This is a genomic window from Maricaulis sp., from assembly GCF_017643475.1.
Taxonomy (GTDB): domain Bacteria; phylum Pseudomonadota; class Alphaproteobacteria; order Caulobacterales; family Maricaulaceae; genus Maricaulis.
Genome location: NZ_JAEPNI010000001.1, coordinates 302,974 through 316,903, shown reverse-complemented (window position 1 = coordinate 316,903; position 13,930 = coordinate 302,974). Strand labels below are relative to the sequence as shown.

Sequence of the window (13,930 nt, the reverse complement as noted above, 5' to 3'; positions counted from 1 at the left end):
CTGAAAGCACCACATTGCCTATCACGTGATAGGTAGATTTGATCATGCAGCTATATTCCAATTTCAATGAACGTGTTGTCCTGCGCCCGGAAGACCGTGAATGGGTGGCATCTCCCGCGACCGGTGTAGAGCGGCAAATGCTCGACCGGATCGGCGAGGAAGTGGCCCGCGCGACAACCATTGTCCGTTTCGCTCCCAATTCCAGTTTTGATGCCCATGGGCATGAGATGGGCGAGGAATATCTCGTCCTGGACGGAGTGTTCTCCGACGAAAGCGGTGATTATTCCGCGGGCCATTACGTGCGCAATCCGCCGGGGTCCTCACACACGCCCTTCACCAAGGAAGGTGCGACCATCTTTGTAAAATTGCGCCAGTTCGACCCGATGGACCTTGCCCAGAAGGCGATAGACACACGAAACGCCGCGTTCTCACCCGGCCTGGTGGACGGGCTGTCGGTTCTGCCACTGCATACCGCCGGTACTGAAAGCGTCGCCCTCGTGAAATGGGAACCGGGCACGCAGTTCAACCGGCACCGCCACTGGGGTGGCGAGGAAATCCTGGTGCTGGACGGGACGTTCCAGGACGAGCTGGGCGACTACCCCAAGGGCACTTGGCTGCGAAACCCGCACCTGTCCGAACACACGCCCTTCAGCGAGGAGGGATGCCTGATCTATGTGAAGACGGGTCACTTGCCCGCCTGACCATCCTCCCGCCAGGCTGGAGACTGGGTTTCACGCATTGAAGGCAGAACTCCCAGGACAGGATGTGCTTTCGGGGACGCGGCATGCGACACTCGGACAGTTGCCCCCATGCCTTGCGCGAAGTAAGTGCAAGACATGCTGTCCTACTTTTCCAATCCCCAACGATTTGACGCCCTGGCGAAATGGGCCATCCCGATCTGTGCCGCCGGGACCGCGATCCTGTTTGCGGTCGGGGTCTACTACTCTTTCTTCGCCTCGCCCCCCGACTATCAGCAGGGCGAGACGATCCGGATCATGTATGTGCACGTGCCCGCAGCCTACATGGCTTCGGCGCTTTATGCCGGCATGGCGGGTGCGAGTTTCATCTTCTTTGTCTGGCGCCATTCGCTGGCCGATGCCGCCGCTGAAGTCATGGCCCCGATCGGCGCCGTTTTTACCCTCCTGGCGCTGATCACCGGGGCTGTGTGGGGCAAGCCGATGTGGGGAACCTGGTGGGACTGGGATGCACGCATGACATCCGTCCTCGTCATGTTCCTGGTTTATCTGGGTTACATTGCGCTGCGTGCCGCCATCGAGGATCGCGCCCTGGCCGCCCGCATGTCCGCCATCCTGGCCATGGCGGGCGTGATCAATCTGGTCATCGTCAAATTCTCCGTGGACTGGTGGTCCAGCCTGCATCAGCCGGCTTCGCTCATCCGTGCCGACGGACCGAGCATCGATGGCAGCCAGCTGATCCCGCTTTTGCTGATGATGGGCGCCTATACGCTGCTCGCCGCATGGCTGGTCTTCTATCGCCTGCGCACTCGGACGCACCTGCAGCGTATTCGGGCCATGGTCAGTCGCCGCGAGCGTGAGGAGGACGCATCATGACCGAGTTTTTCGCCATGGGCGGGTACGCGCCTTACGTATGGAGTGCCTGGGGAGCGTCAACCCTTGCCATTGTCGCGCTGATCGTCTTCGCTCTTCTGGAACGCGCCGGGGCTGATGCTCGCCTGCGCGAACTGGAAGAGGATGAGGGATAATGCGGCTGTTTCAGATCCTGGCTGCCATCGTGCTGGTCGCACTCGCCGGCGCTGTTGGCTGGCACCAATACAAGCTGACCAATCCGACGACTGCGCCATTGCCCGCGATCACTCTGGACACACTGGACGGCGAACCCGGCTTCGATCTCACCACTCTGAATGGCGCCGCCCTGCTCAACGTGTTTGCATCGGACTGTATCGACTGCCGCAGTGAAATGCCGCTCCTCCTGGCTCTGCAGGCCGAAGGCGTAACGATTTATGGCATCTCAACCGATACGTCCGCAGACCAGACGATGAGCTTTCTGGACGAAGCCGGCAATCCCTATGCCGGACTGATGCAGGCAGAGCGCAACGCCGTCACACAGGCTTTTGGCGAGGTCTCTCTTCCCTACACGCTGATCCTGTCGAATGACGGTGAGGTCCTGGCCTATATCGAGGGTCCGGTAACCGTGAACATCCTGCGCAACCAGATCTATCCAATGCTGGACCGCCAGGCCCAGCTGGCGCGATAACGCGCTAGCCCTCGGCCGCTTCCTGCTTGCGGGCTTTCTTCCTGGCTTTCTTGGCCTTTTTAGCTTTTTCCTTGGCCTTGGCTTTTTCCTTGGCCTTCTTCTTCGCTTTCTTCTTTTTCTCTTTTTCCTTCTTGCGAAGTTTTTCGGCGGCTTCCTCGCCCTTTTCCAGGGTCAGGGCAATCCGGCGCAGGGTTTCCAGGAAGCTCGCACGCTTGTTCTTGGGTAGAGCTGAAAGGATTGCAGCATCGGCATCCATCGCGCCGAGCGTCGCCGCCTCCAGCAAGGTGCGCCCTTCAGCGGACAGGTGAATGGCGTTGGCCCGCGCATCACCCGGCAGTTTCTCACGCACAAGCATACCATTGCGCACCATGCGCGCGACGAGCTCCGCCAGAGTAGAGCGATCAATTCCCGTTGCCTTGACCAGTTCGGTCTGGGTCAGTCCCTCTCGCTCGGCCGTTGCATGCAGTACAGCAAACTGACGCTGGGTCAGCTTGGCGCCGGCCATGGCCTTGGAAAATCGTTCTGCGGCAAATTGTTGGGCGCGGTGAAGCAGGTGCCCCGGCGACTGCGCCAGGTTGAAGTCTGCTGGGTCAGGCTGTGAACTCGACATATCCCACTCCATGCCCTTGGGCTTATAGAGCGGGAATATAACGCAAAAATGACAATCGTCCGAATACGGATTGTCGCGCTAGGTGTCTTTGTCCTCGCCCGCATCCTCGGCACCCAGGGCCTGGTATTTGGAAAGCAGCGGCATTTGCGCCAGCATGAAACCCATGCCCAGGAAAAGAATGGCCAGCTTGGAATTGGCCCAGAAGGACTCGGTGATCGAGAATTCGGCGAACCAGCGCGCGCTCTCCGGAACCGAACCGTCGGAAATATGCCGCCAGAGGAACTCGTTGAGCAGGGCCAGGAACTGGAACCAGATCGCCCAGCGAATGGCGAAAATCGTCCAGGCTTCGTCCGGCAGCTTGAACAGATGTTCGAAGAAGATCTTCCACACATTCATCTGGAAGGCCATCGATACCAGGATTAGCCACGAGAAGAACATGTTGATGATGGTCGGCTTCACATAGATGAAGATCGGGTCCTGCAGCCAGATTCCCATCGCGCCAAAGCCGAGCACGATGACAGTCGTCATCACCAGCATCGGCGGAACTCGTTTTTCCAGTCGTATCGCCATGAACATGGCGAGGGTCGCTGCGACCATGTAGGCGCCTGTGCCGATATAGATGGCCTGATCTGCAAACCAGAAGCGCGACAGATTGTAGACGACAATCCAGACACCGATCGGGCCGGCATCAATCAGCAGGCGGGAGTTGGACGGCTTGTCGGCGGTTCTATCAGTCACGGGCAAAACTCCAGCTGGGCACACGCAAGCGATATGGCTGCACCCGGGACAAGATCAAGCAGAAAAATCGGCGGGACCTGACAAGGCCCCGCCGACATGATTAGCGGCCATCCATCACGTTGGGAATGTCCGTGAAGGGCTGGATGCCGAATTCCGGATAGATTTCGGTCGGGAAATAGACCCGGCCATCGGCCATAACCATGGAAATGGTCTTGATCGCCCTGAAGTCTTCCGACGGGTCACCCGGGATCAGGAAGAAGTCGGCCATTTTGCCCGCCTCGATCGTGCCCAGATCATCACCCGCACCCAGATAGTCGGCCATCTGCCAGCTTCCCCAGCCGACGATCTCGGCCGGAGTCATACCGATGTTCTGATACAGCTCCAGCTCGCGATGCAGGGTGAAGGAGCCGCCCAGGTCCGTGCCCGGAACCATGAAAATTCCGCGCTCGTGCATCATCCGCAGGACCTCGGTCAGCTGATCGAATGCTCCACGATAATTGGCATCATCCTCGGCATTGGCGATATCGGCCCAGGCCGTCCGCGCGCTGCGCTGGTTGGAGACCGGCATGTTGTCGATATAGTCGACGACGCCCGGCGACAGCGTGCCATTTCGCGAGAGCAACAGTGCCTCATGAATCGCATAGGTCGGATCGAGGGCCACGCCACGCTCGACCATCGCATCCATGGTTGCCTGCACACGATCACTGCTGAGATCGAGACCCGGCAGACGACGCAGGGCTGTCAGGCGCAGAAGCGTCCGTGTGTCCTCGCCCTCTTCCAGCACCCAGCCCAGCGCGATCTGGTTGATGTGGGTCATCTCGTCATAACCAGCCGCGATCATGGCATCGGCATTGGTAAAGGCCGGCACGTGACCCGCCACACGCATGCCCTGGGCATGCGCCTCGGCGATGACTGCCGGGATCCATTCCGGGTTCATGGAGTTGTAGATCTTCACCTGGTGGAAGCCACGCGCGGCATAGGCCTGAACCGCCGCGACAGCCTCTTCCTCATTGGTCACCAGGATGCCGTTATTGGAATTGAAAGGGCTGCGCCCCTCGATAAAACCGGAACGGAACAGGCGTGGACCAGCAACGCGCCCGGACTGGATATTGGCTTCCAGACCATCAAGCACGTCATTGTTATTGCCCATATCACGGACACTGGTGACACCGGCAGCGATGTTCAGGAAAGCACTCGTCTCTCCCATATGACCGTGCATGTCGAACAGGCCCGGGACCAGCGTGCCGCCGGCACCGTCGATGACGACCTCACCCTCACCGCGCGCATCAGCGGCCTCGATCCGGTCGATACGATTGTCGACAACAACCACGGAGACTGGCTCGCCCATCGTCTCGTTGCGGCTGTCGAAGATGCGGACATTGGCGATACGCACCGGCGCGTCGTAATCATGCACGACACGCTGCTGGATTTCCTCGAAACGGCGTGCGCCGTATTCCGCAGCGATACCGCGAAGACGCTCGTCCTCGCCCTCATATCCGGCCTCAAGGATCGCAAAACCCGGCGTGATGATGCCAAAGAAGGCATTCTCATACATCAGGAAATAGGTCGGGTTGAGACCAGTGCCGGACAGGGCATAACTCGTCACGGTGCGGTCACCGTTTTCACCGGTCACATCCACGTCCTCGATCTCGGACAGGCTCAGCTCGCCACCCGGGAGCGCGGCCAGACGACCATCTTCCTGCTCGATCAGGGCGCGCGCTGCGATCGCCAACCAATAGGGGCTGGCGTTTTCAGGCACATAGAAGGCGTCACCGGCCGGAACGGCCTGATCAGAACCGGTATTGTCGGTCCAGCGCGCTTCGCCATCGACGAGCTCGAAACTTTCATCGATCGGATTGCCAAAGGTCGAGGCCCCCTCGATGCTCCAGCTTTCCGGCAAGCCGTTTTCATCCAGGCGAACACTCTCGACCATGGTCGGGCCGCGGCCATTATTGCGGTACTCGTAATCGATGGCATAACCGTCATTCGACGTCGCGATCTCCAGCGCGCCGATCGGTGTGCCGCCTACCAGCACGGTGAAATTGGAGGCTTCCTCCACCGACTGCATACCGCTGTCCGCCGGAGCGCGGTTCTCGCCCGTGGGCTGGCACGCAGCCAGAGCCGCCAGCGCGATGCCGGCACCAAGCCATTTCATCGAATGCATGATCTTGTTCCCCTCATGAACTTCGGATCAGAGGAGTAGCAGTTTTCCCGCAAAGAGCGAAATCCGCGTCAGCGCAGTGGTGGTGTCTGGTAAAGCCGGATTTTGGTACCGCCATGATCAACGACCGGACCCGGCTTGCCGAACGGCAATCCTGTCGCCTTCGCCAATTGCGAAGACGAGGTGATGATGCCGACGCGCCAGCCGGAAAAACGGCTTCTCAGCGCATGTCCAATGGAGCTGTAGACCGCATTAAGCTTCTTTCGATCACCAATCCGGCCGCCATAGGGCGGATTGATGATGATCAGGCCAGGATCGCAGTCTGGCGGTTGCAGATCACGCACCGAAACATGCGAAAACGCGCACAGCGGCGCGACGCCAGATCGCTCGGCATTTTCACCGCTCATGCGTATGGCGCCGGGATCGCGGTCCGATCCGAAGAAGCGCAGATCGCTGGAATGCGTGTCAGCCTCTTCCCGCATCTTCGCCCAGCGTTTCGCATCAAAGGTCTTGAGATACTGGAAAGCGAAGTCACGCGATCGGCCGGGATTCAGGCCCAGCGCAATCTCGGCGGCCTCGATGACAAAGGTGCCAGAGCCACACATCGGGTCCAGCACAGCCTCCTGGCCCGCATAGCCACAATCACGCAGGAATAGCGACGCCAGCGTCTCGCGCATGGGCGCGCGATTGACCGCTGCCTTGTGGCCACGCCGGTGCAACAGCTCGCCGGACGTATCCAGGCTGATCGTGCACTGATCGTGTTCGATACGGACCATGACGCGGATATCCGCCTCGGTCTCGATGCTCGCGCCGGCCTCTTCACGGATCGCCGTCTCGACCCGCTGGGTCGCAGCTTTTTCGTGATAGATCTTGGACTTGCGACAGGTCGCGTCGACCCGGACCGAATGCCGGCGATCAATCAGGTCCGCCCAGGGCACGCGCCGGGCGCGCTTGTCCAGCTGGGCCAGGTGCACGGCATGGAAGACACCGACGCGCACGAGCACGCGAGTCGCTCCGCGCAGTTCAAGATTGGCGCGCCAGACCTCGGCCCAGTCGCCGCGCAGATTGACCCCGCCCGTCTCGACCTTGCCAACGGCAAAACCCTTTTCACGCGCCTCATCCGCCAGCAGGTTTTCCAGCCCGGGCGCCACAATCAGGAAAATGTCGAGTTGATCAGTCATCGCGGATGCTTATCGCATGGCCGCGATAGCGTCGATACAGGCGTGCCGTCAGTCCTTCACCCGCCAGGGCGGGTCCACGCGGTTCTTGCCGGCGTGATAGATCTTGATCAGATGGCCGTCCGGGTCGCGCAGGATGGCTTCACGCCACAGCCAGCCCATGTCCTCGGGATCAGTCTCGAACTCGAAACCGCGCTCCTTGAGCCGGTCGACTTCCTTGTCGACCTTGTCGCATTCCAGATAGATCACCGCGCCCGGCTGTACCGGAGCATCATTGTGGTGAAGCGAAAACGTCGTGTCCCCGTCCGGCGCCAGGAAACGCGTATAATGGGGCGAATCCACCAGAAGGCGGAAACCCAGACGCATGTAGAAGGATTTTGAGCGAGAGATATCGCTCACCGGGATGGTGATCTGATTAAGGCGCATCGGCTTCAGCGGCGCGTGGGTTTGCAATCTGGTCAAGTGGACGAATCATGCGGTCGACCGCGAGATCAGACAACAAAAATGCCCAACCCTCGCTCGCATTTATTATGCGTGCTGCGTCGTCCTCGGCATCATCCGTCACCGCCGTCGTACGGATCCGGGCCCACCGGGTTTCGCCCTGGGCGATGATATCCAGCGTCACGCGCATTCCGCTGAATGTTTCTGCTGTGTGGAAGGCCACCACGGACCCGGTCAGACGATCCATGCGCCGCACATCGCGGAAACGCAAACGTCCGAGCGCAGTGGCAGGACCATTCCCCGCTCCGGCGGTGATCGGCTGCCAGCCCGTCGGCTCACGCAGGGAGAAATTCCGGGAGGTCTGCGCCGCCCGAACAAGCCGGTATTGCGGACCGGTTTCAGGGCGGATCTCCGCGGCAGCTATCTCGTTGCGACCAAGTGCCAGGAAATCAAGCGCCAGCCACTCATCGGCCGGCTGCCCAAGGAGGCTGGTATCCACGTCCGCATCAAAGCGCGCCGCATAGGTTCGTGCTTCTCCCGGTGTCCGCAGATACAGCGTATCGCCGCGTGCAGTGCCCAGCAGGATATCCTCCAGCACATTGCCCTCAGCATCACGCAGTATCACCCGGTTGCCACCATTTTCCTCGCCTTCGGTGGCAAGGGAGAGGCGGGCATGTTTGGCCGGATCGGCCGTGCGCGCGCCCTCATATTCCAGGCTCATCAGTAGGTTATCCAGCGCCGCCAGGCGTTCCGGGCGCACCGGATATCCATCCCGGCTCGGCATGACCCATCCGGCATCCGTACGGGCGATGACAAATCGTTCCTGCGCATTGATGATTTCGATTTCGCGCGCGGACTGGACGTTTTCACTCCAGTTCGCCAGCACCGGCCCACTGACCGAGGGGGCCCAGACCTGACGGGCATCCATGAAGGACAGCGAGATCGCAGCCACAAGCATGATCACCGCAGCGGCGCCAGTAACGCCTAGGTGTTTCAGCCTTTGCTGATCGAGACGCTGGCTCATCCACGCCCCCTGCGACGACGGAAGATCGCGCCGGCAATGCCCGCGAAGATCACGAGGGCCGGCGGGACACCGATGGTCCAGAATTGCAGGCTGGCATCCAGCGCATCGATATCCTCACGGAATTCGCGCTCGATCTCGCGCAGGCGTTCGCGGGTTTCCGAGATCTGGCGACGCAACGCCTGTGCCTCGGCCTGGCCAGTACGCGCAGCATCGCTGGCAAGGGCCGATGCAGACCCGGATCGTGTCAGGCTCTGGAGGCGTTGCTGCGCCGCCTCAATCTCGCTTTCCAGCTGGGTCTGGAGCTCGAAATACTCGGTCTCGGCCTCGCTTCGCAGTCGATCCACCGTGGTCATGGAGCGGTTGGCCGGGGTCCGTGAACGCAGGCTGATCAGGGCCCGGTCACCGACCGAGCTGTCGATCAGATTGAGCGCCAGATTGAGATTATCGGCAACGATATAGTCACCGAGGGACGGGTCGGATCTCACGAAGTAGGCGTTATCAAGCCAGTCTGCATCCGCGACAACAATGATCTCCCCGGGCACATCGGACAGTTCGCGATGATCGCCGGGATTGAAGATCAGGTCAGAGGCGGGAGGGCCTTCCGGAAAAGCCGTGGTGATACCGCCTTCCAGGCGCGCCGCCAGGGTGATGGGCAAGGGCGCGGCCTCATAGTCCCTCAGGAGCTGGTCCGGTGAGGGCGAGCCGGCAGCGATATCCGCGTCAAGCAGGGAGCCTTCGGGTGAGGTCGCGATCAGCGGGGTGACCTGGAAGCTGCTCTCGACATCAAAGAACAACGCGCCGGGCGATCCGAAATTCACACCGAGATCCAGGTTGGACGTCGCCAGGTCGTCATTGTTCATGAAACCGCCTGGCACCGAGAACCAGAGCGGATAGGCCAGCGTTCGTGCACGCCCATCCGCTTCGCGCACCTGGACATCGAGGCCCAGCGTGCGGTCCATGGCGACGGTTTCACGATCCCATTGCACCCCCCAGTGCGCCATCAGCAGGCCCAGGTCGGAGCCTCGATCTGCATCAAGTGGCGGGAGACCGTCAGGATCGGGACGCAGAGCCATGTGAGCCATCGGGTCCAGCATGACCAACAGGCGACCGCGGGTCACCGCGAACTGGTCTACAAGATAAAGCTCGGTCTCGGACAGAGCCCAGGGATGCAATACCAGCAGGGCCGAAGCATCAGGGATTTCCTCAAACCCGCGCTCGACCCAGACCAGCTCATATCTTCCTGCCAACTCACTGACAAAACGGTTCGGCGCGCCATCATCCGGCGATATGGGCAGTGAGGTCAAAATGGCCAGGCGCGGAGCCTGCAGACGCTCGATATCAGCGATGGTGCGGGAGAGTTCATATTCCAGCCGCGCCTCATTGGCGGGGTCAAACAGTGCAATCACGGCAGCTTCATCCACCGAATTGCGCGCCACCAGGCCAAAGAAGATCTGCTCACCCGTTTCCGTCGGCAGGGCTGTCAGACCGTATTCCAGCGCCGCGTCCTCGTCGGCGGAGAACGGGGCCGGATCGATCTCGACCAGGCGAATTCGCCCGCCACTGCGCTCCTCATAGGCGCGCAGGAATTCACGAACACGCGTCGCATAGCTGCGAATGGCCGGGCTGTCAGCCGCGATCGAGCGCGAATAGTAGAAGCGCCACTCGACTGGCTCGACCAGGCGATCAATGATCTCCTGGCTACCCTCGGACAGGCGATAAAGCCCGCTCTGGGTCAGATCGAGGCGCGCGCCCCGAAGGGCATGCCCGGCAAAATGATTTCCGGCAACGAACAGGATAATGATCGAGAGGATCATCAGCGGGAGATAGAGCGAGCGTTTCATCGCCCGCCTCCCCGGCGCTCAGCGATCAGCACACCTGCACAGGACAGGGAGGCCGCGATCAGGCCGATGAAATAGACAAGGTCCGGAAGGCCAATCACGCCATAACGAAAGGCATTGTAGTGTTCCAGTGCGGACAGGCCGGCAATGAATTCGGTGAGCCAGACAGGCGCCCCTTCGCCCAGCCCTGACAGAACCAGCGGCAAACCCGCCATAGTCAGCAGGAATGCCGCCCCACAGCCCAGGACAAAAGCGACGACCTGATTGGAGGTGGTCGCCGACAGCGCCTGACCGACGGCCAGATAGCCCCCCGCCAGGAAAAGCGCGCCCAGATAACCCGTTGCTATCGCGGTATTGTCCGGCGAGCCCAGATAGTTGACCGCGATCCACAAGGGCCAGGTCAGGATGAGGGCGGCAGCCGCCACGCTCCAGGCCGCGAGAAACTTGCCGAAGGTCGACGCCCACAACGGGATAGGCAGGGCCATCAGGAATTCCAGCGTGCCGCGATCGCGCTCCTCGGCCCAGCTGCGCATGGCGAGGGCCGGCATAAGGATGACCAGCAACCACGGCATCCAGTCGAACATCGGCGCCAGATCGGCGCGATTGGTGTCAAAAAACCGGCCGACATGGAAGGTGAAGGCCGGTGCGCAAAGGGCGAACACCGCCAGAAAGACATAGGCCAGGGGTGTCTGGAAATAGCTGGTCAGTTCACGCCGGTAGACGGCCAGGAGGGCATTGATCAAACGACGCTCTCCCGGGTTTGCGGACGCTCCAGCGTCAGATCTCGAAAAGCGCTTTCCACCGTGTGGTCCTGACCCTGTTCGGCCAGCGTCTTCGGTGAGCCGTCAAAGAGGATCTTGCCCCGCGCCACGATCATCGCGCGGGAACACACAGCCGGAACCTCTTCCAGGATGTGCGTGGAGATGATGATCGCCTTTTCGTGCGCCATTTCACGGATCAGGTTGCGCACACCATCCTTCTGGTTGGGATCGAGGCCATCGGTTGGTTCATCGAGGACCAGGACTGCCGGATCGTGTGCGATGGCCGCCGCCAGCGCGGCACGACGCTTGAATCCCTTGGACAGCGTCCCGATCGGCTGGTCCGCAGCCTCACCCAGGCGCGTGCGTTCAATCGCCAGCCCTGTCGCGCGATTAACGGCGTCAGCCGCAAAACCTCGCGCCCTGAGGCCGAACCTCACGAACCCCCGCGGGGTCATGGCCGGGTAGGCCGGAGCCCCCTCAGGCAGAAAACCCAGGCGCGACTGGGCCTCCAGACGCTGGGCGACACAATCATATCCCGCGATGGAGGCAGAGCCGCCATCCGGTTCCAGACAACCGGCCAGCATGCGCATTGTCGTGGTTTTCCCGGCACCATTAGGACCGAGAAAACCCAACACCTCGCCACGCTCGAGCGTAAACGAGATGTCATCCACCGCGCGGTGGGAACCAAAATTCTTGATCAGCCGGTCGGCTACAAGCATGGACAATGCTCACCTTCTTCGGCCCTAGCGTTAGCGCGCGAATACCGGCTTGGCCAGCCCCAAGTCAGGTTTAGGTTTCCAAGGCTTAGTGAAGGGGTGTCGACCGGAGGCTAGCTCCATGATCCGGGGGGCTGGGGGGGCTGTCTAAAACCAGGATCTGAAGCCGTCTGCGACCGGCCGACGCCCAAAAACTGGCGATCCCATGTGGCGGCATGGTGCCGGGAATAAGGCGACTTTTGGGCAGCGCCTAAAATGTTTGTAAGCTAGTATGTGTTACTCAGCTGTCAGGAGAAAATGTGTGTTTGAAAGCTCGCAAGCCGGGAAGTCTGCGCCAATTGGCGTCATGTGGCATCGTCGCGAACTCGACGAGATCCTGAAAGTCTATGGCCGCTTTGTCGCCCAGGGCGAATGGAAGGACTACGCCATTGACGGGCTGAAGGATTGTGCCGTGTTCTCGATCTTCCGGCGAGCCAGTGAAATGCCCATGTACACGGTTGTTAAAACCCCGGGCGATGCCCAGAAACAGGGCCAGTACAAGGTCGTCTCGATGACCGGCCAGATCCTCAAGCGCGGCCAGGACCTCAAACAGGTTCTGCGGGTGTTCGACAAGAAGCGCTTCTCGGTCGTCGACTAGGCTTTCTCATACAAACAAAGAAAAACCCCCGGCCGCCTGGCCGGAGGTTTTCTGTTCAGGTGGAGCTGATCCTATTCACGGCCGAGCAGCGACAGGATGATCTGGAACATATTCACGAATGCGAGATAGAGGTTCAACGCACCGAAATTGGTCATGACAGCCATTGAGCGCGTGTCACCGGCAATCTCGTGATAGGTGACCTTCAGAGCCTGAGTCTGGAACGCCGTGAGACCAGCCATCAGCAACAGAACGCCGAATTGCAGTGCCAGTTCCAGCATGCCGGACTGGAAGAAGAACGCATTCATGATACCCAGGGCAAGCGCACCCCAGACTGCCATGAAGATGAACGTCCCCATCGGCATGAGGTTCCGCTTGGTCGTGTAGCCAAACACTGACAGCGCGAGGAAGGCACTCGAGGTGATGAAGAAGGCCTGCGCAATCGTGCCCCAGTCAACATTCAGCGAACCGCGGAGCGTGTCCACCGACTGGCCGCTCGTCGCAAGAATAACCCAGAAGCTGAGCGAAGCACCAATGAGGGATACGACAGCCCAGTAGAGAAAACCGGACGCTGCAGGCGAGGGATTGCGCATCAGGAAATTGCTGCCGAGGAGCAGGACAATCGGTCCCCACTGAACCACGTAGAAAAGCGGGGTGCCAAACACCAGCTGGGTCAGCGGCGCAAATGTGCCGACGCTATATGCAATGAGCGCCGAGACAATCAGCCCCAGACCCATCTTGTTGTACACGCCGAGCATGAAGCTGCGGAGGCCGGCATCAACCGACATGTCCATCGACGGAGCACTGCCATAAGTGCGGGAAAAATCGTTCATTGTTTACGTCTCACAATAGCTGAGGGCGCACACAGCGCTTTGCGGGGAATATTGTCGTTTTGGACGCAAATGGCAAGGAGGGATGGGAACCGCTCGCGTCCCCCTCTGAGGAGAAAGACCCTTCGAAAATCATTGCTATGACTTGGCGATTGGCCTAATCCGGCCTCATGTCGCTTCGCCTGTTTGCCGCCCTTCCCATCGAGCGCGATACCGCCCGAGAGCTGAAACGCCTGCACAAAGGTGTCCCCGGCGCCCGCTGGCGACCGCTGGAGAATTTCCACATCACCCTGCGCTTTTTCGGCGATGTCGATGAGCGCCAGCTGGAAGACCTGGATGCGGAGCTCTCCGCGTTCATGCTGCCGCAATTCGCCTACGAGCTTGGAACAGCCAACTGGTTCGGCAAGTCCGATCCACACACATTGTGGATGAGCGTGGATGCTAGCGAACCGCTGATGGAGCTGAACTCCGCCTGCGAACGTGCAGCGCGCCGGGCCGGTCTGAAGGCGGAAACCCGCCATTTCAAACCGCACGTGACCATGGCCTATCTGCACAACACGCCCGTTGACCGGCTACGCAGCTTTGTCGATCGCACGCTCGATTATCGCTCCGGCCCGCTGATGGCGCAGTATTTCTCGCTGTACAAAAGCCACCCCCGCAAGGGCGAAGCCAATATCTACGAGCCCATCGCCGACTACCCGCTCGGCTGAACCGAGCAATTTCGGTCATAGATCCGAGGCGGCTTTTATCGTGTCCTCATTCTG

General features: G+C 60.5%; 16 protein-coding genes. 6 read left to right on the top strand and 10 right to left on the bottom strand.

Annotation, left to right across the window (positions count from 1 at the left end; all coding sequences use genetic code 11):
• Positions 1–44: 44 nt before the first annotated feature.
• The 4 genes from JJ889_RS01570 (at position 45) to JJ889_RS01555 (ending at position 2,235) form a co-directional block, all read left to right on the top strand.
• Positions 45–701, top strand: a complete 657-nt coding sequence (locus JJ889_RS01570) for a cupin domain-containing protein (RefSeq protein WP_291891005.1) — start codon at positions 45–47, stop codon at positions 699–701.
• Positions 702–836: 135 nt separating this feature from the next.
• Positions 837–1,571: a heme ABC transporter permease gene (locus JJ889_RS01565; RefSeq protein ID WP_291891004.1), complete on the top strand. Its 735-nt coding sequence runs from the start codon at positions 837–839 to the stop codon at positions 1,569–1,571.
• Positions 1,568–1,723, top strand: coding sequence for a heme exporter protein CcmD (gene ccmD, locus JJ889_RS01560; RefSeq protein WP_291891003.1), 156 nt, complete (start codon positions 1,568–1,570; stop codon positions 1,721–1,723). The genes JJ889_RS01565 and ccmD overlap by 4 nt, the downstream gene beginning before the upstream one ends.
• Positions 1,723–2,235 (top strand): redoxin domain-containing protein, encoded by a 513-nt coding sequence (locus JJ889_RS01555; protein WP_291891002.1) that lies wholly within the window; start codon positions 1,723–1,725, stop codon positions 2,233–2,235. Before ccmD ends, JJ889_RS01555 begins: the two co-directional genes overlap by 1 nt.
• A gap of 4 nt (positions 2,236–2,239) precedes the next feature.
• Here JJ889_RS01555 and JJ889_RS01550 read toward each other — a convergent pair whose 3' ends face one another.
• The 9 genes from JJ889_RS01550 to JJ889_RS01510 form a co-directional block, all read right to left on the bottom strand.
• On the bottom strand, positions 2,240–2,845 hold the full coding sequence (locus JJ889_RS01550) for a MarR family winged helix-turn-helix transcriptional regulator (protein WP_291891001.1): 606 nt from the start codon (positions 2,843–2,845) through the stop codon (positions 2,240–2,242).
• A 78-nt stretch (positions 2,846–2,923) separates the two neighbouring features.
• Entirely contained in the window at positions 2,924–3,583 is a 660-nt protein-coding gene (locus JJ889_RS01545) for a septation protein IspZ (protein WP_291891000.1), read from the bottom strand.
• Positions 3,584–3,683: 100 nt separating this feature from the next.
• Complete coding sequence (locus JJ889_RS01540) at positions 3,684–5,747, bottom strand: amidohydrolase family protein (protein WP_291890999.1); 2,064 nt, start codon at positions 5,745–5,747, stop codon at positions 3,684–3,686.
• Between the two features lie 68 nt (positions 5,748–5,815).
• Complete coding sequence (locus JJ889_RS01535) at positions 5,816–6,925, bottom strand: THUMP domain-containing protein (RefSeq protein ID WP_291890998.1); 1,110 nt, start codon at positions 6,923–6,925, stop codon at positions 5,816–5,818.
• A 48-nt stretch (positions 6,926–6,973) separates the two neighbouring features.
• A complete protein-coding gene (locus tag JJ889_RS01530) occupies positions 6,974–7,348 on the bottom strand; it encodes a VOC family protein (RefSeq protein ID WP_291890997.1) in 375 nt (124 codons plus the stop codon).
• Complete coding sequence (locus JJ889_RS01525) at positions 7,338–8,387, bottom strand: DUF4340 domain-containing protein (RefSeq protein WP_291890996.1); 1,050 nt, start codon at positions 8,385–8,387, stop codon at positions 7,338–7,340. Before JJ889_RS01525 ends, JJ889_RS01530 begins: the two co-directional genes overlap by 11 nt.
• Positions 8,384–10,228, bottom strand: coding sequence for a GldG family protein (locus JJ889_RS01520; RefSeq protein WP_291890995.1), 1,845 nt, complete (start codon positions 10,226–10,228; stop codon positions 8,384–8,386). The genes JJ889_RS01525 and JJ889_RS01520 overlap by 4 nt, the downstream gene beginning before the upstream one ends.
• The gene (locus JJ889_RS01515) at positions 10,225–10,965 is read right to left on the bottom strand and encodes an ABC transporter permease subunit (RefSeq protein ID WP_366940046.1); all 741 of its coding nucleotides are present in this window, start codon (positions 10,963–10,965) and stop codon (positions 10,225–10,227) included. Before JJ889_RS01515 ends, JJ889_RS01520 begins: the two co-directional genes overlap by 4 nt.
• Positions 10,965–11,705 carry an ABC transporter ATP-binding protein gene (locus tag JJ889_RS01510; RefSeq protein ID WP_291893138.1) on the bottom strand — a complete coding sequence of 247 codons (741 nt, stop codon included), beginning with the start codon at positions 11,703–11,705 and terminating at the stop codon, positions 10,965–10,967. Before JJ889_RS01510 ends, JJ889_RS01515 begins: the two co-directional genes overlap by 1 nt.
• Positions 11,706–12,048: 343 nt before the next feature.
• On the opposite strand from JJ889_RS01510, the gene JJ889_RS01505 reads away from it, so the two are divergent.
• Positions 12,049–12,339 carry a DUF2794 domain-containing protein gene (locus JJ889_RS01505; protein WP_366940045.1) on the top strand — a complete coding sequence of 97 codons (291 nt, stop codon included), beginning with the start codon at positions 12,049–12,051 and terminating at the stop codon, positions 12,337–12,339.
• A gap of 71 nt (positions 12,340–12,410) precedes the next feature.
• Here JJ889_RS01505 and JJ889_RS01500 read toward each other — a convergent pair whose 3' ends face one another.
• Positions 12,411–13,169, bottom strand: coding sequence for a Bax inhibitor-1/YccA family protein (locus tag JJ889_RS01500; RefSeq protein WP_291890992.1), 759 nt, complete (start codon positions 13,167–13,169; stop codon positions 12,411–12,413).
• A 167-nt stretch (positions 13,170–13,336) separates the two neighbouring features.
• On the opposite strand from JJ889_RS01500, the gene thpR reads away from it, so the two are divergent.
• Positions 13,337–13,876, top strand: coding sequence for an RNA 2',3'-cyclic phosphodiesterase (gene thpR, locus JJ889_RS01495; RefSeq protein ID WP_291890991.1), 540 nt, complete (start codon positions 13,337–13,339; stop codon positions 13,874–13,876).
• The last annotated feature ends 54 nt before the right edge of the window (positions 13,877–13,930 follow it).